This window comes from Priestia sp. D3YE.R1 (assembly GCF_049199565.1).
GTDB lineage: Bacteria > Bacillota > Bacilli > Bacillales > Bacillaceae_H > Priestia > Priestia aryabhattai.
Window position 1 is genome coordinate 2,149,323 of record NZ_JBLTHW010000001.1, and the last position, 22,880, is coordinate 2,172,202.

A 22,880-nucleotide genomic window follows, 5' to 3' on the forward strand; every position below is an offset into this window, starting at 1 on the left:
AAGGGGAAACATTATGGATTTGCTGATTATTTTGCTGTCTCTGGGGCTTTTGATGCTGATTGCTTACCGCGGATTTTCAGTTATTTTATTTGCTCCACTTTGTGCGCTGCTAGCCGTTATTTTAACGGAACCAAGCTATGCACTCCCGTTTTTCTCAAACGTTTTTATGGAGAAAATGGTTGGATTTATTAAAAACTACTTCCCTGTCTTTCTATTAGGAGCAGTCTTCGGGAAGATGGTTGAAATGTCTGGAGTCGCCGAATCGATTGCGAAAACCATTGTTAAAGTAGTAGGGGCTAAACGCGCCATCTTGGCGATTGTTTTAATGGGAGCAATCTTAACCTACAGCGGCGTAAGTTTATTCGTTGTTGCGTTTGCAGTTTATCCGTTTGCGGCTAACTTATTCCGCGAAGCGAATATTCCAAAACGATTAGTACCGGGAACGATTGCATTAGGAGCTATTTCGTTTACCATGGATGCACTTCCGGGTACACCGCAAATTCAAAACGTTATTCCAACGACTTTTTTTAAAACAGACATCTATGCTGCTCCGACACTGGGGATTATCGGATCGGTTATTGTCTTTAGCTTAGGTCTTTGGTATTTAGAAAGCCGAAGCAAAAAAGCAAGAAAAGCTGGAGAAGGCTACTACGGATTTAATAATGAACTAGCGGCTGCTGCAGAACTAGAAAAAGAGTCTGTGCCTTCTACAGAGCCTAAATATGAACCTAGCGTAGCAAGACAGATTTTAGCATTTGTTCCGCTCGTGCTTGTAGGGGTTGCAAACAAATTTTTCACGGTTTCTATTCCAAAGTGGTACCCAGACGGTTTTGATTTTGCCAAAATTGGTCTTGAAGCGTTCGGAAAAGTAGATTTAACTGCAGTTGTCGGTATTTGGTCAGTAGAGCTAGCACTTGTTATTGGAATTATTACGACGATTGCTTACGATTGGAAAAGAGTGACCACCGGTTTCCAAGCGGGTCTTAACGCAAGTATTGGCGGAGCGCTTCTCGCTGCGATGAACACGGGAGCTGAGTATGGCTTTGGAGGCGTTATTTCATCTCTTCCTGGCTTTGCAACCGTTCGTGATGGTATTTCACATACCTTTACAAATCCGCTTGTCAATGGAGCCGTTACGACAAACATCTTAGCTGGTATTACAGGCTCTGCCTCTGGAGGTATGGGAATTGCGCTTAGTGCAATGGGAGATAAGTATGTAGAAGCTATTAATCAGTACAACATTCCTCCTGAAGTTATGCACAGAGTTGTAGCGATGGCATCAGGCGGTATGGATACGCTTCCTCATAACGGAGCTGTTATTACCCTTCTTGCTATTACCGGGTTAACACACAAACAGTCTTACCGAGATATTTTTGCCATCACTGTTATAAAAACGCTTGCATGTTTCTTAATCATTGGAATCTACAGCTTAACTGGACTCGTGTAACAAATAAAGAGGTTGAGTGTAGTTGCAGAAAGATCCGAACGATTTATCGTCCGGATTTTTTTATTGTTGCAGTGATTTTGTATATCGAGCCTTTTGCTCTAAAACAGATTCTTTGACTTTCTAAACTGTAAGTATTATGATTACACTACTTTCTAGAATACTATATGCCGTTACATTAATTTTTAGCATGTTTATGAAGAAAGGAGAATGACTGTGAAGCTATTTGAAGAAAATTTAAAAGTAGGCGACTGGGTCAAAGGAAAATCTCGCAACGGTGAACTTATATATGGATATATTCAAACGATTAACCCGTCTAAAAAAGCAGCACTAATCAACGTTGTAAAAAGTGATGATGAAAAAATGGTCGGCACAACCATTGGCATGATGGATGGAAAAATAGAGAAGCTGCCCCTTCAAAAAACGGCGCACGAAGAGCAGATTCTTTCATTAATTGATCTTGCGCTGCTAACAAAAGACGAAGCTTGGTTTATCGAATTAACAGCTGAATTAAAAAGAGTACAAGATAAAAAGCAAGGCTGACATTCCTAGTAAAGGAATGAAGGCCCTGCTCTTTTTATTATTCATAGAGAGAAAAGCAGGAATGAAAAGCAGCTTGCGAGAAGAAGTAAATGACGACATTAAGAAAGAAAAGGTGATAAAAGATGAGTAAACGTGTCTTGATTTTAACAGGAGATGCCGTGGAGGCATTAGAAGTTTTTTATCCGTATTATCGCTGTTTAGAAGAAGATATTCAGTGTACCATTGCTTCCCCCGTAAAAAAGAAGCTCCAAACGGTTGTTCATGATTTCCTTCCAGAAATGGAAACTTTCACAGAGAAAACGGGATATAAAATTGATTCTCATGCTTCTGTCGATGAAGTGAATCCCGCTGATTATGATGGACTTATTATTCCAGGAGGACGGGCACCTGAATACATTCGAATGAACACAAAAGTTCAGGAAATTGCCGCGCATTTTTTAAAAGAAAATAAACCTTTAGGCGTTATTTGTCATGGTCAGCTCGTATTAACGACGGTTAGAGAGTACCTGCAAGACAGAGAAGTAACAGCGTATCCTGCTTGTCGTCCGGAAGTAGAAGCGGCAGGTGCTGTGTTTATCGAACAGACGCTTCACGTAGACAGAAACTTAGTAACTGGACAGGCTTGGCCGGATTTACCTAAATTTATGAAAGAGTTTTTTAACGTGCTAAAAAAAGCTGAAAAAGTGAACGCATAATAAAAAAAGCGGGCTGAGAGAAAAGAATTCTTTCAGCTCTTTTAATTGATTATAGATGAGGTGTAGACAACGTGCAGCTAGTGTCTGAACTATCGAAGAAAATTATAAAAGAAGTGCAGCTTGTGATGAACGAGCATGTGATTGTAACGGATCCACGTGGAATTATTATTGCATCAACAGAAGAAAAGCGAGTTGGTTTTTTTCACGAAGGTGCGTGGAACGTGATGCAAAGAAAGCAAAAACTATATATCTCCAAAAAAGAAGCAGCGGATTTAAAAGGAGTTAAGCCAGGCATTAACTTGCCCATCAGTTATCAAGGAGACATTATTGGTGTTATTGGCATTACAGGTACTCCAGAAGCTGTTGAGCCTTTTGCAGAGATTATTCGAAGGTTAACAGAGTTAATTATTCGCGAAGCATACTATATAGAAGCGAAGGAATGGGAAAATAAAGGAGTAGAAGCTTTTTTTCGTGAATGGATTTATAGCCAGCAGGTAGATGCAGAATTTATTGAACGAGGCCATATTTTAGGAGTGCAAGTAGACAGTTCTTACTGCTGCACGCTGTTTCAATTTGATTCATCTCTTTCGAAAAAGAAGCAGCAGCAAGTACAAGAAATGATTCGCTACTGGTTTGAAAGTCATAAAGGTGAAGGAGATTATATCGCAAATTGGGGATACGATCGCTTGCTTTTACTGAAAGAAGCGGTAGGTGAAAAGGTAAGACAAGGATTTAAAGAAGAATTAAAAAAATGTCAGCAGTACATTCAAGCAAACAACCAAGTTATCATCACTATTGGTGTAGGAAAGCCAGCGGAGCAATTTAATTTGCATGCTTCATATGAAGAAGCGAAAAAAGCGCTTAAAGTAGCTTCAAAACGTCAAGCCGTTGTTTTTTATGAGGAGCTGCTGATGGACATGATTTTAGAAGATGTTTCTGAACCTGTAAAAAAGGAATTCTTGAGTCGAGTGCTTTCCGCTCTTTTAAAAGAAAAAGAGCTGCTTGAAACGCTGAAATGCTATTTATCCAATGATCAATCATTAAAAAAAACGGCAGTTGATTTACATATTCATATCAATACGCTTCATTACCGCTTGAAGCAAATGAAAGAACTCACAGACATTGATCCTAAAAGTGTAAAGGGTCTCACGCTTTTTTACCTTGCGCTGTCTCTATTAGAGTAAGTGCGCCCTTCGTTAGATAAACATACAAAAAATGAGTTTTTAAAGCGCTTTTTTTTAGTTTTTTATCCATAGTCCCTCGTGGCTTCTGCAACTATAATAAGAGTAAGAGATATATAAGGAGGAACGTTATGCTTAATGAACGAACAAAAGCAAAGCTCATTGAAGTTGTAGGATCGGCCAACTTTCAAGATAGCAGTGAAGCAAGACTCGTGTACTCTTATGACGCAACCCCTAACTTTCAGTCGCTTCCTGATGCAGTTATTATGCCTGAAAACAAAGATCAAGTGAAAAGAATTTTAACGATATGCAACGAAGATCATGTTCCTATTGTGCCAAGAGGTTCAGGCACGAATTTAAGCGCAGGAACGTGTCCCACGCAAGGAGGAATTGTTCTTACCTTTAACCGAATGAATAAAATTTTGGAAATTGATGAAGAAAATTTAACCGCTACCGTGCAGCCAGGTGTTATCACGTTAGACTTAATTAACGCTGTAGAGGCAAAAGGTTTATTTTATCCTCCTGATCCAAGCTCTATGAAAATATCAACCATCGGAGGAAATATCAATGAATGCTCAGGAGGATTACGAGGCTTAAAATACGGCGTAACAAAAGATTACGTTCTTGGGCTTGAAGTAATTCTTGCAAACGGCGACTGCATTAAGACGGGAGGCAAGCTGGCTAAAGATGTAGCTGGCTACGATTTAACGAACTTGTTTGTCGGTTCTGAAGGAACGCTTGGCGTTGTGACAGAAGCAATTTTAAAGCTCATTCCAATACCTGAAACAAAACAAACTCTGCTCGCGCTGTTTGAAGACATGGACGCAGCTGCTAAGACGGTTTCAGCAATTATCGCCAATAAGATTATTCCAGCCACGCTTGAATTTTTAGATCAGCCGACGTGCGAAGTAGTAGAAGATTTTGCGCAAGTTGGGCTGCCAACAGATGTAAACGCTGTCTTATTGATTGAACAAGACGGACCGCCGGAAGTAGTGACTCGCGATATGGAAATGATTTCACGCATCTGCAGTGAAGGAAGCGCTGTATCTGTAAAAGTAGCAGCTTCGCAAGCAGAAGCAGAAGCGTTAAGTACAGCAAGAAGATCAGCTCTTTCTGCTTTAGCGCGAATGAAGCCAACGACGATTTTAGAAGACGCAACCGTTCCTCGTTCTAAAATTAGTGAAATGGTTAAAGGCATTAATGAAATTGCCGTAAAATATAACGTTAAAATCTGTACGTTTGGTCATGCGGGAGACGGAAATCTGCATCCGACTTGTTTAACAGATGCACGTGACGAAGAAGAGCTTCAGCGCGTTGAACAAGCTTTTGAAGAAATTTTTCACAAAGCCATTGAGCTTGGAGGAACGATTACAGGTGAACACGGAGTGGGAGAAATGAAAGCACCGTATTTGGCGCTGAAGATGGGCGGAGAAGGAGTAGCTGCGATGAAAGCAATTAAGTATGCTTTGGACCCGCAAGGAATTATGAATCCAGGGAAAATTTTTGCTAAAGACACGAGAAAAAGAGTGGTGGTTCGTTCATGACGGCAACAAAAGACATTCAGCAAGCGTTCAAAGAACGGTTAGATTATGACGAGTTAATGAATTGTATGAGATGCGGTTTTTGTTTGCCAAGCTGTCCGACGTATGGACAAACGAATCAATATGAAGCAGCGTCACCGCGCGGAAGAATTGCTTTAATGAAAGGAGTGGTAGACGGACTTATTGAACCTGATGAATCCGTTGAAAAGCAATTGAATCTTTGCCTTGGCTGCCGAGCGTGTGAGCCTGTTTGTCCTTCGGGTGTGAAGTACGGACACTTATTAGAAGAAGCGCGTGATATTATTCAGCAGAAAAAAAGACATAAATGGCCGGTAAAAGCGCTCAGGCATATGGTGTTTGAACACCTTTTCCCGCATAAAGAACGATTAAAAAATGTACATTCTCTGCTTGCTTTCTATCAAAGAAGCGGCTTGCAAAAAGCCGTTCAAAAAACAAACATACTAAATGTCCTGCCCGGTAATTTAGCACAAATGGAAAAAACGCTTCCGCCTGTGCCAACAAAAAAGGAAATGAAGAAACGTTCTTTTTTATTTGAAGCAGAAGGAACAGAAACACGTACGGTTGCTTTTTTTACAGGGTGTTTAATGGATACGATGTTTATGGAAACAAACAACGCGACGATTGCACTTTTACAAAAAGCGGGGTGTAAGGTCGTCATACCAGAAGTGCAGACGTGCTGTGGCGCACTGCATGCGCATGGAGGAGAAAAAGATCAGGCAAAAAAGTTAGCGAAGCAAAACATCATGGCGTTTGAATCTATTCAAGCGGATGATATTGTTCTTAACGCAGGAGGCTGCGGTGCATTGTTAGTGGAATACGATCATTTATTAAAAGAGGAACCGGAATGGAAAGAAAGAGCAGCGGTTTTTTCTGCAAAAGTTAAAGATTTTTCAGAGATTTTATTACAGCAGCAGTTTGTGGAAAAACAAAAGTTATCCCTGCCAAGTCAAATTATTACGTATCAAGACTCGTGTCATTTAAGAAACGTGATGAAAACGTCGAGCGCACCGAGAAAACTGATCCAAGCGATTAACGGAACGGTGTTTAACGAAATGGAAAATGCGGATCATTGCTGCGGCTCAGCCGGTATTTATAACTTAACGGAACAAGAGATGTCTATGCAAATTTTGGATTATAAAATGGAAAAAGTGAAAGAAACGCATGCACATACGATTGTAACAGCAAACCCGGGCTGTCTCATTCAAATGAAGCTAGGGGTAGTCAGAGAAGGAGTAGAAGAAAGTGTAAGAGCCGTTCATCTTGCAGATTTACTTCTTGAAGCAGTAGAAAGCAAATAAAAAGGCCGGACACGTCCGGCCTTTTTATTATTTGAACAGCTGAGAAACAATTTCGTACGAACGAAGGCGAGCTTTGTGATCGTAAATTTGAGCGTTAATCATAAGTTCATCTGCATCCGTTTCTTCAATAAACTGTTCCAGCTTGGCTTTAATTGTTTCAGGGCTTCCGACAATAGAAGAACCCAGCTGCTGTTGGAGAGAAGCTTTCTCAAAGTCCGTCCATAGTTCATCCATATTATCGACAGGAGCTTTTAGTTTACCCGGTGTGTTTCGAATTAAATTTAGGAACTGCTGTTGCATAGAAGTAGCCAAACGTTCAGCTTCTCTATCTGTATCAGCAGCAATTACGTTCACACCTAACATTGCATATGGTTTCTCTAACACGTCGGACGGCTTAAAATAACGACGGTACATGTTAAGAGCTGTCATTGTATTATTAGGCGAGAAGTGACTTGCAAATGAAAATGGCAAGCCTAGCTGTGCAGAAAGCTGTGCGCTAAAACCGCTTGAGCCAAGGAGCCAAATCGGAATATTTAAACCTTGACCGGGAACAGCTTTAACACGCATCTGACTTTTTGAAGCAGGCTTAAAGTATTCCTGCAGTTCAGCCAGCTGTTCTGGGAAGTCACTGCCGTCGCTCCTGCGGTCGCGTCGCAGCGCCTGTGCTGTCAGCTGATCTGTCCCTGGCGCTCTTCCTAAGCCTAAATCAATACGTCCTGGAAATAGTGATTCAAGCGTGCCAAAATGCTCAGCAATAACAAGCGGAGAATGGTTAGGAAGCATAATGCCGCCAGAGCCTACGCGAATGCGTGACGTGCCTCCAGCCACATGACCAATTACAACAGATGTAGCGGAGCTTGCGATACCTGTCATATTATGATGCTCAGCTAGCCAGTAGCGGTTGTATCCCCACTTTTCAGCGTGCTGAGCTAAGTCTAATGTATTTCTAAGTGAGTCAGATACAGTTCCTCCTTCAACTACAGGAGAAAGATCCAATACGGAAATCGGAATATCTTTTAATTCTTTACTCATCAATTTCATCTTCTTTCTTTTAAAGACTTCATAGGCCTTGTTATTTCAATGGAATACAAGTATTTTAACAATAATCTTTCGAGTTCCAAAATATTTTGCTTCGGTTATTTTTCTTTAATTCCTTACTCTTTTATTATACAAGCTCCTAAAAAGCAAAAAGCTTGTACGGTATAAGGCAGAAGCCGCCTCTTTCTATAAAAAGCTGTCATATTTTATAGAAGAAGGGAGGATGAATATGGTTACTTTAAATGAACTAAAAAGCAAGCAGTACGATATGATATACAGCTTAGGCTATAACTGTTTTCCAGGGATATACATGAAAAAATATTCTTTGCGAAAACAAGCCGGCGTGATTGATTGGTGTATTAGCATTTCTCTTTCTCATGTCAATCTGCTGTTGAAAAACCGGTGTAAAGACTTATTTTTATATGAACATTTAACCTATGTCAGTTCTTTCGGAGATGGTTCCACCCTTAGACTGCGTGATAAGGTGTATCAAATTGATTCTGCTCATGATTTTCCGTCGTCTATCAATACAGAAGATAACTGGCTTTCGTACAGTGAAGTCAAAGAAAAGTATGAGCGGAGAACGGAGCGGTTTTTAACGTCGATGGAGACCAGTTCTTGTATATTGTTTATTCGTATGGGTGGAACGTATGAAGAAGCGAAAGAATTAGAGCATATTTTAAAGCGAATGGTCAAAAACGATTTCTATATACTGCTGCTGACAAACAGCGAAAAAGAACTTTTGTCCGAAGCTAACTGGGACTTGCCTTACACGTGTGCCTTATATGCACCTATTTTTTCAATGGATGTACTGCGCGATGATAAAGTATGGGAAGAGCTCTTCAGCGGGCTTGTTATAAAATAAAAGAAACTCTTTTTGTTTAATACGGGAATGAAAAAGCTTGTTTTTTTCATAGACTTTGTTATATCTGTGTATCAAAGGAGATGAAAAGATGGAGTCCAATGTGCGGAAGGCGATAAAAGAAATTGTATGGCTGCTGCTAGAACAAGACCAGTGCTGGAACGAGTATTTAGCACAGCTGGAAGATTTAAAAATACAAGTGGATTTGAATAGTTCCGCATATGAAGTTCTCAGAAAGATGACGGGTAATTACGAAGTGCTGCTTGAACATATGGATCTCATTCAGCAGTTTGAAAATCATTCTAAAAGTGAAACGGCGCTGAATGACTTAGTTACCATCGTCATGAAGCACTATTCGTTAAAAAATTCATAAACCTGCTTTGTGCAGGTTTATGGAGTTTTATCTCTCAATGGAATTGGGTAAAGATAATCGTTTATAATAAGTACATATGGTAATGAAAGGGTGATCGATATGGAAGAGAAACAAGAAATTGTACCCGCTCGTACAGAGGAAACAGCCAAATATTATTCGGAAGAAAAATTTTGGGACAAGCTTAAAAAGTTTGGTAAAAAAGCGGGAGCAAACGTTGTTTATGCCGTATTGCTTTTATACTACACGCTGCAAAAACCTGATATTCCCCCAAAAGCAAAAGCAGTCATTATAGGAGTGTTAGGTTATTTTATTCTTCCTTTAGATTTAATTCCGGACTTTGCAGCAGGAGTTGGATTTACAGATGATTTAGGAGCTCTGGGGCTTGCATTGATTCAAGTTGCCATGTACATTGATGAAGGTGTTAAACTGAAAGCAAAAGAAAAAATTAAAACGTGGTTTTCAGAAGAACACAATTTTTCCATTATTGATGCTAAAATAAAGTAACGTTATGATCGAAATGTCATTATTAAATAAAGTGAGCAAAAGAAGGTGATAGATGAATCATCTTCTTTTTAAGCGATAATATATAGGTCTTTATGACTATTTTAATCCGTTTTATGTAAAAAAAGCAGGATTAAAATATTTTTTTCATTAAAATTTTAAGCAATGTAATTGAATAATTGCCCTACAAATGTTAAGTTAAAACATGTTCATAAATTCGTCACAGAAAGCAGTATACAAATAAGTAAGATTGTTTGTAAAAACTTTGTGAAATTATGGAACTTTTTAACTGAGAGTTTCAAACACTTAGAGATTCTTCCTCATCAATCAGAAGTCGCTTTCTTTCGTTCCAAGATTAAGCATCTTTCATTTGAAGGTGTTTTTTTTCAGCCTAAGTAAGCCAACAACATGATTGTATGACAAGTTTTTGCTAAGGTTGTATAGTTACTGTATTGTATGACAAGTTTTGTGTGATTTGATGTTAACTAAATGAACAGCTGCGAAGTAAATAAATGATTGCAGAAAAACAAAGTCCATGCGTTTTCATGAACCATTATACGTTACTTCATATTTGTAGAGATGTTTAGCAAAAAGGGAGATGAATGGCCTGACGTAAACAATATTCATAGACAAGCCTTAGAAGATAATTATCTTTCTAAGAAAGCAAATTTATAGGATTGATTCTAATCTAAACAATGGAGTGTTCAAAAATGGAAATTAGTCAAATCTTTATTATTTTAACCCCAATCTTTTTTGTTATTTTGCTAGGTTATTTAGCAGGGTACTTTAAAAAGTTTGATGCAACAACATCTAAAGGGTTAAATACGCTTGTAACAAAATTTGCGTTACCTGCACATCTATTCGTTGGTATTACAACAACATCAAAACAAACGCTTATTGAAAAATGGCCGTTTTTATTAGCATTAGTTCTTGGTATTATTGGATTTTATGTTCTTTTCTTACTTGTTGCAAAATATGTATTCAAATACTCACTAACAGGCGCGTCTATGTTCTCTTTAAACTCTACGCAGCCAACGTTTGCGTTTATGGGTATTCCAGTATTAGGTAGCTTGTTTGGCGCGGATGTAGTAGCAATTCCAATCGCCATTACGGGTATCGTAGTAAATGCGATGCTTGATCCTTTAGCAACTATTATCGGTACGGTTGGACAGCGTGAAAGAAGTGAAGGCGATTCAGAAGAAAGCTTATTTAAAGTAACAATTAAATCAATCTTACACGGTCTTTCTGAGCCGTTAGCCTGTGTTCCGTTAATCGCGGTAGTATTAGTATTATGTGGGTTCCAATCTCCAGATTTACTATCAAGCAGCTTAGACCAAATTGGTTCAATTACATCTGGTGCGGCTCTATTCGCAGTTGGGGTAACAATTGGTATCCGTAAAATTCAATTTAGCCCAGCGGCATTTGGTATTGCGATTTTAAAAGTGGCTATTCAGCCGCTTGTAATGTTAGGAATTGCAACAGCAATGGGTCTATCATCAGCTGACATCGTAAAATTAGTATTATTAGTAGCGTTCCCAGGTTCAGCTGTAGCAGCGATGATTTCAGTTCGCTTTGACAGCTTAGCTGGTGAAACAGCTTCAGCATTCGTACTTAGTGCCATTATGTCACTTGTTACATTACCGCTGTTAATTTCTTGGTTAATGTAATCACATATATGGATATAGAACAAAAAAGGCTTTGCTATTTTAGCAAAGCCTTTTTTTGTGCATCTATATTTAAAAAAGCTTTAAAAATTCTTGAGCAATTTTGGGAAGATAACTGTCGGTACGCCACGTAACTAAAGGCTCAATCACAAATGGATTATCTTCTATGTTTAAAATTTTAATATGTTCTAGTGAAAAAGAGGAAAGCATTGAATAAGGAACAATGGCAGCACCAAGGCCACGACATACTAAATTAAGAAGCATCGCTGAGTCATGGCATTCGCATAAAATATTAGGTGTTATATCCATCTTTTCAAATTCTTTTATAATGCGATTGTATATGCTTATTTCCCGGTTTGAGCGAAGAAGGATAAGAGGAAGTGAGGCAATTTCAGCTACCGAAATCTTTTCTTCTGCATAACTGCTTTCTTTGGGAACTGCTACAACAAAAACATCTGGTGCAAGTGTTTTTGTTTTTACCTGTTGATAAGGTAAGTCTGTAGTGGTGACTGCTACATCGATTTTTCCTTCCGTTAATAATTCGTTTAAATGAGCTGGTTCGTTTTCATAGATATTAAAGGTACTGTTTGGATACTGTTTTCGAATAAGAGCTAGCTTGTCGAGAACAGTTGATGCACAGTAGATTGTACATCCGACTTCAAGCTTTTCATTTGTTATGTTTTTACATTCCTGTACTTCTAATACGGATTTTTCGACCCTTTGCACAATTTCTTTCGCTCGTTTTAAAAAAAGCTCTCCTTCTGCTGTTAACAATAAGCGCTTGTTATTGTTTCGTTCAAAAAGCAAAAGACCTAGCTCATTTTCGAGCTGTTTTAGCTGCCTGCTTAAAGGAGGCTGAGCCATATGCAGGCGCTTGGCTGCTTTAGTTACATTTAATTCTTCAGCTATGACAATAAAATAATGCAGCTGTCTTAATTCCACTGTATTCAACTCCATACTTTAAAGGTATTATTATATATTTTATCAATATTTTAATTGTATGGAAAATGAGTGTAAAGTTAAATGTGTAACCAAAAGAGAGAGGAGAAAGAGAAATGAAAATAGCTGTAGGAATCACAGGAGCCACGGGAGCTATTTTAGGTATTCGAATTTTAGAGCTTTTGAAGAAGGCTTCTGTTGAAACGCATTTAGTCATGTCGCCTTGGGCTCATGCCACAATTAAGCTGGAAACACCGTATAGCGTTCAGCAAGTAGAAGCGCTAGCAGATTATTGCTATTCATATCAAGACCAAGCGGCAAAAATTTCGAGCGGTTCTTTTCGTATAGATGGAATGATTGTTAGTCCTTGCAGCATGAAAACATTAGCATCTATTCGAGTGGGGTTAGCAGACAACTTAATAGCGAGAACGGCAGATGTGATGCTAAAAGAAAGAAAGCCACTGGTGCTACTTCCTCGAGAAACGCCTTTGAATACGATTCATTTAGAAAACATGCTGGATCTTTCAAAAATGGGTGCTATCCTTGTACCTCCTATGCCAGCTTTTTATAACAAACCTGAGACAATTGATGATATTGTTACCCATATTGCTGTTCGAACATTAGATCAATTAGGAATTGAGCTTCCTGAGGCAAAAAGATGGAATGGAATTAAACATTTATCACAAGGAGGAAAATAAACATGGCTTATAAAGACTTTAGAGATTTCCTTGATACGCTACATAAAGAAGGGCAGCTGCTGACGATTACAGAGGAAGTGCAGCCAGATCCAGATTTAGGTTCAGCAGGTCAAGCCATCAGTAATTTAGGAGACCAAACGCCGGGATTATTATTTACAAATATTTATGGATATAACAACGCAAAGGTAGCTCTAAACGTAATGGGTTCCTGGTCAAATCACGCATTAATGATGGGACTGCCTAAGTCAACTCCTGTAAAAGAACAGTTCTTTGAGTTTGCTCGGAGATATGAAAAATTTCCTGTTAAAGTGAAAAGAGAAGAAACAGCGCCATTTCATGAGTGTGAAATTAAAGATGATATTAACTTATTCGACCTTTTGCCATTGTTTCGCTTGAATCAAGGAGACGGAGGCTATTATCTAGATAAAGCGTGCGTTATTTCTCGTGATCAGCATGATAAGGCGCATTTCGGTAAACAAAACGTAGGTATATATCGTATGCAGGTCAAAGGAAAAGACCGTCTAGGCATTCAACCTGTGCCACAGCATGATATTGCCATTCACTTGAAACAAGCCGAAGAAAAAGGTGAAAACCTCCCTATATCAATTGCTTTAGGATGTGAACCCGCAATTGTCACAGCAGCTGCTACGCCGCTTCATTACGATCAATCAGAGTATGAAATGGCAGGAGCTATTCAAGGTGAGCCTTACAGAATTGTGAAGTCTCAGCTTTCTGATTTAGATGTACCTTGGGGAGCAGAAGTGATTTTAGAGGGAGAAATTTTAGCTGGTGAACGTGAGTATGAAGGTCCTTTTGGTGAATTTACAGGTCATTACTCCGGTGGCAGAAGCATGCCTGTTATCAAAATCAATCGTGTATACCATCGCAAAGATCCTATTTTTGAAAGTTTATATATCGGTATGCCTTGGACAGAAACAGATTATTTAATTGGAATCAATACAAGCGTTCCTTTATATCAGCAGCTCAAAGAAGCATATCCTGAAGAGATTGAAGCTGTGAATGCGATGTATACTCATGGTCTCGTTGCTATCATTTCAACGAAAAGCCGATACGGAGGATTTGCTAAGGCGGTTGGTATGAGGGCGTTGACTACGCCGCATGGATTAGGATATTGCAAGTTAGTTATTGTAGTAGACGAAGATGTGGATCCGTTTAATTTACCGCAAGTCATGTGGGCGCTATCGACAAAAATGCACCCAAAACATGATGTTATAACCGTGCCTAATCTCTCAGTTCTGCCACTTGATCCAGGATCTGAGCCGGCTGGTATTACAGATAAAATGATCTTAGATGCTACAACACCAATTGCACCTGAAACAAGAGGCCACTATTCTCAGCCTTTAGATACACCACTTGAAACTGAAAAATGGGAAAAAATCTTAACGAATATGATGCAAAAATAAACAAGGAGGAATCGACATGTATACTTGTCCAAGATGTGAAGCCAAACAAGCGAACTTAGTATCTAAATCACCAGTTGAAGGAGCCTGGGAGATTTACTTATGCAACGTGTGTTTGTTTACCTGGCGTTCTTCTGAACCTGAGACGATCACCAATCCTGAAAAATACCCTCGACCATTTAAAGTTAATCCAAAAGCCGTACCGCTGGCAACGCACATGCCTCCTGTGCCACCCCGATCTTAATCAGCAAAGGTGGTAAGTAAAATGAATAAAGCAGAGCTGCCAAAAGCCGTGCGCGTATTTTTAAATGGAAAAAACTTAGAAAGAAAACAGCATGATGCGATGCTGCTATCTACAGTGACATCCGAAGGTTTTCCTCATGTAGCAATGATTAGCGCAGGAGAGCTGGTAGCTATTAGCTCTTCACGCGTCAAGCTGTTAGTATGGAAAGATACCACGTCTTCAACAAACATGATACAGAATCATAAGGCAACCGTTACATTAGTTGTTGAAGGAAAAGCTTATTACATTAAATTTTGGCTGAAAAAAGAAGCTCCTGTGTTATCAGGCTATGAGTTATTTACGGGAGAAGTAGCCGCTGTTAAAGAAGATTACGCAAAATATGCAGTTTTAACATCTGGCATTCAATTTCAGCTTCATTATTCCAAAGAGGTACTGAGCCGCTGGAAGCAATCAATTAAGGCTGTTCTTTCTACTGAGAAAACCGATTCTTAAAAATAAGAATCGGTTTTTTAGCTGTAGTGAAATTTTTTCAAATAGCATGCTAGCTGCACTTTTAATAGATGTTCACTATTTGTAAATGATATGTTCATTTTATCTTCGATTTTCTTCAACCGCTGATAGAGTGTATTAACGTGAATATGAAGCTGCTTAGCTGTAAGTGAAGCAGAGCGGTTGTTATCAAAATACGCTTCTAGCGTTTGTTCTAAAGGTTCATCATTCAAATGATTGTTTTTAAGAGGGACAAATACTTCATCAATAAAGGTTTTTACTTCTTCTTTCGATTGATTAATAAATAACCGGTTAATTCCTATTTCCTCATACAACATGCATCCATCTTGCTGCTGAGACAGAAGGTAAGAGATAGCTTTTTCAGCTTCGCGATAACTTTTTCCTATTTGGGTAAAGTTAGAATAACGACTTCCAATCCCTATTTTTACATGACATTCATTGTAGTAACGCCATTTTGAGAGTAAATCCTTTAATTGTTTGATAATAGCATGATGTTCTTCATAAGGATCAAGCGTAAATACAATGGTTACTTTCGTGTCGAATCCGTATACGACCGGCGCTTTTGAAGTGAAAACCGATTTGATGTCAGATACAAGGCGATGAAGATGTAAGTTTAAGAGCTGCAGGTCAGCTTGTGAACGAATCGTAATAAGAGCGACTAGAGTATGTTTTTTTGTATCAATGTTTAGCTCGTTTGCTTTTTGATACAGTAAAGTGGTGTCATAACATGATAAGTATTCACTAAATAGTTCATGCGTTCGCTTGTAAAATAAATCGACTAACGTTTGTTTTTTCAGCATTTCTAGTGCAATAACAGAGCTGCTTTGTTCGAGTGCCACTTGATCTAGAGAGGAAAGATCTCCTTGATTTGCCTGCAGAATAACTAACCCTAAGAGTGTATCAATGCCGTGTATCGGTTGAATGTAGACGCTGTGCTTCTGGTTGTGTGAATCAATAGTATAAAAGCAAGCCTTTGTATGTAAAAGAAAATGCGTGTGAAATTCAGCTGTTTTTGTGTCTATATCAAGGGATTTCAAGAAGCCATAGGTCTTATTATCAACAAAATCTACAATGGTGACGGGAGATGTAACCATTCGGCGTAATTCGGTAAGTATCGGTTCAATTCCTTTACTTTGAAGGGAAACGTTCATGAATGTGCGATGAATTTGATCGCGGCGTATTAAAAGTTCATTTTGTTTTTTTACATCTTCAAAAAGCGCTGAGTTTAAGAGAGCAATCGAAACTTGATCGGAAAAGCTTTCTAACAATTCTTTATCCTCTTCATTTAAAAGAGGGGTTGTACCGTTTTGATAAATAATGAGTACGCATACCGTTTGTTCCTCCATGCAAATTGGGACAGAAATAATAGATTGAATGTTTGTAAACGTATAGGACTGATTAAGATAGTGAATATTATCGTCAGTCATAGTAGAAGAATCGCGTAATATATCCGCTATTTCCGTATACATATAGCTTTTATTATGCTGAAATGTCTTTCCGATAATTCCTTCGCCCACTTTCATTTTCATGTTTTGAATTTCATTATTTGGCCCCCCGGACCAGGCCCGAGGCAAAAGAAATTGTGTAGAAGAATCAAACATCCACAGCACGCCCATATCCGCAACAGAAATAACTGAAAGAGCATTTTCCAGAATTCTTGTTAATAGATAGTCAGAGTCTTGTAAAAGCGAGATTTCCTTAATGCTTTTCATAAGTACGTTCAAAATGTGCTCATGCCGCTCGAGCTTTTTTTGCAGCATGTAAGAAGAAAAGTTAGCGGATAGCTCTTTTATTTGTTGTGGTGTCCAGTGATGCCTAGCAAATATGCGAACAACAAACGCATAGCGATTTGGAAAAGATAAGTAAATTTCTTCGAACTCTTCATATGCGATATGCTTTTGAATGGAATCACTGCCGTTATGTAGGCTAGTGGGAGGAGCATAAAGCAGAGATGAGCATGAAGAACTGGAAAAAATCATGTTGAAATTTGCAGAATCAATACTTGCCCAAATTTGATACGAACTGTTTTTTATAACAGATGTAAGATAACCTTTCATATTAGCTAATAAATCACTCATGTTAACAACCCCTTATAGACTACTTAATGTAAAAAAATACATAGTTATAGTTCTTATTATATAGAAATGCACATTGAAAAAATAGTCAGAATTTTTTAATATTTATATAACAAATTGATTTGTTACAAAACATTACATTAAATGGAATGAAAAGGAGATGAGTGCATTTATGCTAGCAAGAATGAACTGGAAATACGTCATTTTATTTTTATTATTTTTAGGCTGGTCGCTTGGGAACTTAGATCGTTTTATTATTAATTACGCTATTTTAGATATCTCAAAAGATTTACACCTTAATGCCTCTTCTACAGGCATCATCTTAAGCAGTTTCTTTGCAGGATACGCGCTGATGCAAATACCTGGTGGGTGGCTAGCAGACCGCTTTGGATTTAAAAAAGTTATTACAATTGCCGTGCTTTTATGGTCTTTGTTTACGGTTTTTACCGGAATGGCCTGGTCTTTTGCTTCTATTATTATCATTCGCTTTTTATTTGGATTAGGGGAAGGGAGCTATTTTCCATCTGCGTCAAAAGGAATCGCAGGGTGGTTTCCTCAGCAAGAACGCAGTAGAGCCATGTCCTTTTTGTTATCGTCAGGTACGATCATGGGTGTGGTCACACCGATTCTGGCGACGCAGCTGATGCAAACGATAAGCTGGAGAAGTATCTTTTATATCATAGGAGCCATCGGGCTCGTTATTACAGTTCTGTTTGTTTTTTTACTAAAAGAAAAGCAGCAGGGGGAAAAGAGAGAGGCTTCTGCTATTCCTGCTAAGCAGATGACATTAAAAGAAATTATCAGAACCCCGATGATTTGGAATTTATTTATTGCATATTTCAGTATTTACGCTATTAACTGGGGGCTCATGTCGTGGATGCCTACATATCTAGCCGAAGTACGACATTTAAATTTAACGGACATCGGTTTTCTTTCCGCTATCCCTGCATTTGTAGGTATTATTGGGATGTTTGTTAGCGGTTTTGTTTTAGACAAGCTTCCAGATGGAAAAGACAAGACGATAGCAGCGGTTTTTGGTTTACTGATGGGCGTTTTTCTTTGCTTAATGGCTATTTCACCTAGTGTAGGCATGTTTATCGTTTTTCAAAGCGCAGTGACTTTACTGTTTTCGTTTAATGTAATTTTAATCGCTTCAGCTCCTTTAAAAATGTTGCCTGAATCAGTGGTCGGTTCAGCAAATGGGTTTATTAATACAGGGGCTCAAGCAGCCGGCGTATTAACACCGATGCTTATTGGTTTTTTAGTACAATCGTTTGGCGGGTCGTATAATGCAGCATTTGCTTTATTAATTATCTGCGCTCTTGTCTGTGCTATTTCGTTATTTTCGATTCGACCTGCAAAAGTGTTAGTTGACGCACAAAATGCTGTTAAATAATAAGGGGAAAAAGGAGAGTGTCTCATGGATATTATCAAAGAAGTCGAACAACTTATTGAAAAAAAGCGAAACGAGCTGACTCAAATCAGTGATCAAATATGGGAATATGCAGAAACAAGGTTTGAAGAGTATAAGTCGGCACAGCTGATTTGCGACATGTTAGAAAAAGAAGAGTTTACGCTTCGTACACATATTGCTAACCTTGAAACAGGTTTTGTTGGAAGTTACGGGCATGGTTATCCGATTATCGCTATTCTCGGTGAATATGATGCGCTTACCGGGCTGAGTCAAAAAGATAAGTGTGCAGTAGCAGATCCAGTCAAAAAAAATGGAAATGGCCACGGGTGTGGACATAACTTACTTGGCGTAGGCTCACTAGCAGCTGCGCTTGCTGTAAAAGAATATTTAAAAGAAAAAAATGTTCCGGGGACCGTTCGATACTATGGATGTCCAGCTGAAGAAAGTGGATACGGAAAGACGTATATGGTACGAGAAGGATTTTTTCAAGATGTAGACATCGCGTTTTCGTGGCATCCGGCTACCGTTAATGGTGTCATGCATACGTCATCGAATGCGGTTATGCAAGCAACTTTTAAATTTAAAGGAAGAAGCAGTCATGCAGCTGCTAGTCCTCACCTTGGAAGAAGCGCTTTAGACGCTGTAGAGTTAATGAATATTGGCGTGAATTATATGCGTGAGCACATGATAGACGAAGCGCGGGTACACTATGCGATTACAAACAGCGGAGGGATCTCTCCTAATGTTGTTCAAGCAGAAGCGGAAGTGATGTACTTAATTCGTGCTCCGAAGCCATCTCAAGTAAAAGAACTTTTTGAACGCGTTGTGAAAATTGCAAAGGGAGCAGCTTTGATGACTGAAACACAAATGGAACAGGAAATTCAAGGCGCCTGCGCAAATCTGATTCCAAATCAAACAATGGAGCAGCTGATGCATAAGCAAATGCTGAAGATAAATTTACCTGAAATTAAACAAGAAGACATGGCCTTTGCCAAAGCTATTTACGAGTCTACATCCGCCGAAGACAAAGAAGCAGCAAAAAAACAAGTCGGTTCACTGCTAGACAAAAATTTAGCGAATCACCCAGTCTTCAACCAAATTGCTCCTATGTCTAAAAATGTTTCGTTTATGACGGGATCGACCGATGTTGCAGACGTCAGCTGGAATGTTCCCACTGCACAGTGCGTGACGGCAACATGGGCTTATGCTACGCCGTTTCATACATGGCAAGCTGTTGCTCAAGGGAAAACGGAGTATGCTCATAATGCGATGTTATTGGCTGGAAAAGCCATCGCGGCTACGGCGATTGAAATGATAGAAAATCAAGAGCTGATTAGTCAAGCGAAACAAGAGCTAGAGGGTAGACTAGAAGAAGAAAGCTATGAATGTCTTGTGCCTTCCCATATACAGCCGCCTAATTACTCAGAAAATAAACAAGAAGACTATAGCGTGGTATAAAAACGAGGTTGGGAAAAACGTATTGTAGTTGAAGGGAAATCCGAACGATGAATCGAGATTCTTGGTTGAGAATCAAACTCGTTCGGATTTTTTCATTGTGATAGTGAACGTAAGTTTCAAGTATCCCGTTTGTTCGTCTTTAGATTGGATTCATGTAGTTGTGGCTCAATCTCTTTTTTGTTTTCATTAAAAATAAATGGTTAAAAATATATCTCTTTGCTGAACCTAACCCTATCTAATTGTTCAAGAAAAGAGGTAAAAACATGAGAGCATATAAAGTAGAAAAAGATGGTTCAATTTCAACTTCATTAAAAGGAAAATCGGTTTTATCCACTTCTTATTTAAATAAAGGTTCTGCTTTTACTGAAGAAGAAAGAGAAGAGCTTCATCTGCAGGGACTTCTTCCTCCAACGGTCTTAACGTTAGAAGAGCAGGCAAAAAGAGCATATGAGCAGTTCAAAAAAGCACCGAATGATCTTCAAAAAAATAATTCGTTAAATGATCTGCATAATCGAAACGTCGTGCTGTTTTATCGTTTATTAACCGATCATTTAAGTGAAATGCTTCCCATTATTTATACGCCTACTGTAGGTCAATCCATTCAAGAATACAGCCATGAATACCACCGTCCTGACGGCTTATATTTATCCGTAAATGAAGCCGATCGATTAAGTGAGGCAATTGAAAACTTAGGGCTCGACAGCGAAGATATTGATTTGCTGGTAGTTACGGATTCAGAAAGTATTTTAGGAATTGGGGACTGGGGTGTAGGAGGGATCAATATTGCAGTTGGAAAGTTAGCGGTTTATACAGCTGCAGCAGGAATTGACCCAAGCCGCGTACTGCCTGTTGTTCTTGACATGGGGACCAATAACAAAAAGCTTCTTGAAGATCCTTTGTATTTAGGAAATCGTCATGAGCGAGTAAAAGGAGAAGACTATAATCGCTTTATTGCTCAATTTGTAAAAGAAATAACGACCAAGTTTCCTAAAGCGCTTCTTCATTGGGAGGATCTTGGGAATATTAACGCGCGTCACATTATGAAAGAATACGGCGATAAAATTTTAACGTTTAATGATGACATTCAAGGAACGGGAGTGATTACTCTTGCAGCCGTTTTAACAGCGGTGCGCATTACAGGTACGCCTTTAAAAGACCAGCGGGTTGTTGTATTTGGACCGGGATCTGCTGGAATTGGGAATGCTGATCGTATTCATAGTGCGATGATGCTTGAAGGGCTGTCTGAAGAAGAAGCGTATGATCGTTTTTGGGCATATGATTACAGAGGTCTATTAACGGAAGATATGGAAGATTTAGCTCCTTTTCAACAGCCTTACGTTCGTCAAAATGAAGAGATTAAAGAATGGGAAAAAGACGATGAAAATAAAGTTTCACTATTGGAGCTTGTCAAGCAAGTGAAGCCAACGATTTTAATTGGAACGTCAGGCGTAACGGATGCTTTTAGCGAAGAAATTATTAAAGAAATGGCAAAGCATGTGGAGCGCCCTGTTATCATGCCGCTTTCAAACCCAACCAAACTTGCTGAAGCTGTTCCAGAAAATATTATAAAATGGACGGAAGGAAAAGCCCTTATTGCAACGGGAAGTCCATTTGAACCCGTTGAATATAACGGGCACACTTATGAAATCGGACAGGCTAATAATGCATTTGTGTTTCCGGGTCTTGGTTTAGGTGCAATTGTGGTTCGCGCTCAAAAGTTTACTGAATCTATGTTTGCTGAAGCTGCCAATGCAGTAGCGCGTATAGCAGAAACAGATACAAAAGGAGATACGCTTCTTCCTAATATTAAAGATCTTCAAAAAGTATCAAAGGCGGTTGCTGTGGCAGTTGCCGGTGCTGCTGTAAAAGATAACGTAGCAACTGTTACGGAACAAAATGTAACTGAACTTGTAGAAGCAGCGGTATGGCAGCCTGTTTATAAACCTGTTAAGGCAAGAAATGAATGAGGTGAATGATAAATGAGCATAGGTCAAATTTTTCTCATTCTCGCGCCTATCTTTTTTGTCATTTTACTTGGTTATTTAGCAGGGCATTTTAAAAAATTTGACAAGCAAACGTCTAAGGGGCTTAACACATTAGTAACGAAGTTTGCGCTTCCTGCACACTTATTTGTAGGTGTGACGACAACGCCAAGAAAAACACTCATAGACGAATGGCCGTTTTTAGTTGCGCTGATTTTAGGAATTGTCGGGTTTTATCTCATTATATTGCTCATTGTAAAGTACGCAGGGAAGTATACGTTAACTGCCTCTTCTATGTTTGCCCTAAACTCAGCTCAACCAACGTTCGCTTTTATGGGTATTCCAGTACTCGGAGGATTGTTCGGTGCAGGCGCAGTAGCGATTCCAATTGCCATAACAGGAATAGTGGTGAACGCGATTTTAGATCCGCTGGCAACGATTTTGGGAACTGTTGGCCAAAGGGGACGAAGGGAAGGGGAAGAGAAAACAAGTTTATTCAAAGTAACGGTTCATTCTATTTTGCATGGTTTATCTGAGCCTTTGGCATGTGTCCCGTTAATTGGAGTGATTTTAACGCTTTGCGGCTTTCAGTCACCTAAACTGTTACAGGATATGCTTAATCAAATCGGAAGTATTACATCAGGAGCAGCTTTGTTTGCGGTAGGAGTAACGATTGGAATTGGAAAAATTAACTTCAGTAAAGGTGCGCTTGGGATCGCTGTCTTAAAAGTAGCGGTTCAACCAATCGTTATGCTTGGAATTGCAGTATGGATAGGATTGTCTTCAGATGAAGTGACAAAAGCTATTTTACTGGTAGCTTTTCCTGGGTCTGCTGTTGCTGCGATGATTGCTTTGCGGTTTGAAAGCTTGGAAAACGAAACGGCATCTGCTTTTGTCATTAGTGCTATTTTATCGTTGATTACGCTTCCGCTTCTTATTTCTTGGCTTATGTAAATAAAAAAACGAAAGAGGAGAATT

21 protein-coding genes are annotated in these 22,880 nt (G+C 39.0%); 18 read left to right on the top strand and 3 right to left on the bottom strand.

The genetic code is table 11. From position 1 onward, the window contains the following. Nucleotides 1-13: 13 nt before the first annotated feature. From ACOZIR_RS11445 to ACOZIR_RS11470, 6 genes are all read left to right on the top strand, one after another. Nucleotides 14-1,447, top strand: a complete 1,434-nt coding sequence (locus ACOZIR_RS11445; protein WP_045291764.1) for a GntP family permease — start codon at nucleotides 14-16, stop codon at nucleotides 1,445-1,447. Between the two features lie 207 nt (nucleotides 1,448-1,654). Next, nucleotides 1,655-1,987: an IDEAL domain-containing protein gene (locus ACOZIR_RS11450; protein WP_224357859.1), complete on the top strand. Its 333-nt coding sequence runs from the start codon at nucleotides 1,655-1,657 to the stop codon at nucleotides 1,985-1,987. Nucleotides 1,988-2,109: 122 nt separating this feature from the next. Then, nucleotides 2,110-2,682, top strand: a complete 573-nt coding sequence (locus tag ACOZIR_RS11455; protein WP_045291762.1) for a DJ-1/PfpI family protein — start codon at nucleotides 2,110-2,112, stop codon at nucleotides 2,680-2,682. 71 nt (nucleotides 2,683-2,753) lie between these two features. Next, nucleotides 2,754-3,866: a CdaR family transcriptional regulator gene (locus ACOZIR_RS11460; protein WP_310878622.1), complete on the top strand. Its 1,113-nt coding sequence runs from the start codon at nucleotides 2,754-2,756 to the stop codon at nucleotides 3,864-3,866. Between the two features lie 128 nt (nucleotides 3,867-3,994). Beyond that, nucleotides 3,995-5,407 carry a glycolate oxidase subunit GlcD gene (glcD, locus tag ACOZIR_RS11465; protein WP_045291761.1) on the top strand — a complete coding sequence of 471 codons (1,413 nt, stop codon included), beginning with the start codon at nucleotides 3,995-3,997 and terminating at the stop codon, nucleotides 5,405-5,407. Then, a complete protein-coding gene (locus tag ACOZIR_RS11470; protein WP_310878623.1) occupies nucleotides 5,404-6,723 on the top strand; it encodes a (Fe-S)-binding protein in 1,320 nt (439 codons plus the stop codon). Before glcD ends, ACOZIR_RS11470 begins: the two co-directional genes overlap by 4 nt. Before the next feature lie 27 nt (nucleotides 6,724-6,750). On the opposite strand, the gene ACOZIR_RS11475 is transcribed toward ACOZIR_RS11470, so the two are convergent. Then, a complete protein-coding gene (locus ACOZIR_RS11475) occupies nucleotides 6,751-7,755 on the bottom strand; it encodes an LLM class flavin-dependent oxidoreductase (protein ID WP_045291759.1) in 1,005 nt (334 codons plus the stop codon). 235 nt (nucleotides 7,756-7,990) lie between these two features. Between ACOZIR_RS11475 and ACOZIR_RS11480 the strand changes: the two genes are divergently transcribed. The 4 genes from ACOZIR_RS11480 (at nucleotide 7,991) to ACOZIR_RS11495 (ending at nucleotide 11,164) form a co-directional block, all read left to right on the top strand. Further along, complete coding sequence (locus ACOZIR_RS11480) at nucleotides 7,991-8,626, top strand: DUF1796 family putative cysteine peptidase (RefSeq protein ID WP_045291758.1); 636 nt, start codon at nucleotides 7,991-7,993, stop codon at nucleotides 8,624-8,626. Between the two features lie 88 nt (nucleotides 8,627-8,714). After that, on the top strand, nucleotides 8,715-8,996 hold the full coding sequence (locus ACOZIR_RS11485; RefSeq protein ID WP_045291757.1) for a hypothetical protein: 282 nt from the start codon (nucleotides 8,715-8,717) through the stop codon (nucleotides 8,994-8,996). 99 nt (nucleotides 8,997-9,095) lie between these two features. Next, the gene (locus ACOZIR_RS11490) at nucleotides 9,096-9,500 is read left to right on the top strand and encodes a YkvA family protein (RefSeq protein WP_045291756.1); all 405 of its coding nucleotides are present in this window, start codon (nucleotides 9,096-9,098) and stop codon (nucleotides 9,498-9,500) included. A gap of 707 nt (nucleotides 9,501-10,207) precedes the next feature. Further along, nucleotides 10,208-11,164, top strand: a complete 957-nt coding sequence (locus ACOZIR_RS11495; RefSeq protein WP_028408284.1) for an AEC family transporter — start codon at nucleotides 10,208-10,210, stop codon at nucleotides 11,162-11,164. A 69-nt stretch (nucleotides 11,165-11,233) separates the two neighbouring features. Here ACOZIR_RS11495 and ACOZIR_RS11500 read toward each other — a convergent pair whose 3' ends face one another. Further along, the gene (locus tag ACOZIR_RS11500) at nucleotides 11,234-12,103 is read right to left on the bottom strand and encodes a LysR family transcriptional regulator (protein ID WP_045291755.1); all 870 of its coding nucleotides are present in this window, start codon (nucleotides 12,101-12,103) and stop codon (nucleotides 11,234-11,236) included. Nucleotides 12,104-12,216: 113 nt separating this feature from the next. Between ACOZIR_RS11500 and ACOZIR_RS11505 the strand changes: the two genes are divergently transcribed. Genes ACOZIR_RS11505 through ACOZIR_RS11520 form a run of 4 tightly spaced genes read left to right on the top strand, consistent with a single transcriptional unit; the run spans nucleotide 12,217 to nucleotide 14,955 of the window. Next, complete coding sequence (locus ACOZIR_RS11505) at nucleotides 12,217-12,798, top strand: non-oxidative hydroxyarylic acid decarboxylases subunit B (protein ID WP_045291754.1); 582 nt, start codon at nucleotides 12,217-12,219, stop codon at nucleotides 12,796-12,798. Between the two features lie 2 nt (nucleotides 12,799-12,800). Next, entirely contained in the window at nucleotides 12,801-14,222 is a 1,422-nt protein-coding gene (locus ACOZIR_RS11510) for a non-oxidative hydroxyarylic acid decarboxylases subunit C (protein WP_045291753.1), read from the top strand. A 16-nt stretch (nucleotides 14,223-14,238) separates the two neighbouring features. Next, nucleotides 14,239-14,463, top strand: coding sequence for a non-oxidative hydroxyarylic acid decarboxylases subunit D (locus ACOZIR_RS11515; RefSeq protein ID WP_045291752.1), 225 nt, complete (start codon nucleotides 14,239-14,241; stop codon nucleotides 14,461-14,463). A gap of 21 nt (nucleotides 14,464-14,484) precedes the next feature. Next, nucleotides 14,485-14,955: a hypothetical protein gene (locus ACOZIR_RS11520; RefSeq protein WP_045291751.1), complete on the top strand. Its 471-nt coding sequence runs from the start codon at nucleotides 14,485-14,487 to the stop codon at nucleotides 14,953-14,955. Nucleotides 14,956-14,972: 17 nt separating this feature from the next. On the opposite strand, the gene ACOZIR_RS11525 is transcribed toward ACOZIR_RS11520, so the two are convergent. Next, nucleotides 14,973-17,051 carry a helix-turn-helix domain-containing protein gene (locus ACOZIR_RS11525; RefSeq protein ID WP_045291750.1) on the bottom strand — a complete coding sequence of 693 codons (2,079 nt, stop codon included), beginning with the start codon at nucleotides 17,049-17,051 and terminating at the stop codon, nucleotides 14,973-14,975. Nucleotides 17,052-17,220: 169 nt separating this feature from the next. On the opposite strand from ACOZIR_RS11525, the gene ACOZIR_RS11530 reads away from it, so the two are divergent. From ACOZIR_RS11530 to ACOZIR_RS11545, 4 genes are all read left to right on the top strand, one after another. Further along, on the top strand, nucleotides 17,221-18,444 hold the full coding sequence (locus tag ACOZIR_RS11530; protein ID WP_045291749.1) for an MFS transporter: 1,224 nt from the start codon (nucleotides 17,221-17,223) through the stop codon (nucleotides 18,442-18,444). A gap of 24 nt (nucleotides 18,445-18,468) precedes the next feature. Continuing rightward, entirely contained in the window at nucleotides 18,469-19,920 is a 1,452-nt protein-coding gene (locus ACOZIR_RS11535) for a M20 family metallopeptidase (RefSeq protein ID WP_045291748.1), read from the top strand. 263 nt (nucleotides 19,921-20,183) lie between these two features. Then, the gene (locus ACOZIR_RS11540) at nucleotides 20,184-21,887 is read left to right on the top strand and encodes an NAD-dependent malic enzyme (protein ID WP_045291747.1); all 1,704 of its coding nucleotides are present in this window, start codon (nucleotides 20,184-20,186) and stop codon (nucleotides 21,885-21,887) included. Nucleotides 21,888-21,899: 12 nt separating this feature from the next. After that, the gene (locus tag ACOZIR_RS11545; RefSeq protein WP_328121170.1) at nucleotides 21,900-22,856 is read left to right on the top strand and encodes an AEC family transporter; all 957 of its coding nucleotides are present in this window, start codon (nucleotides 21,900-21,902) and stop codon (nucleotides 22,854-22,856) included. Nucleotides 22,857-22,880 lie beyond the last annotated feature (24 nt).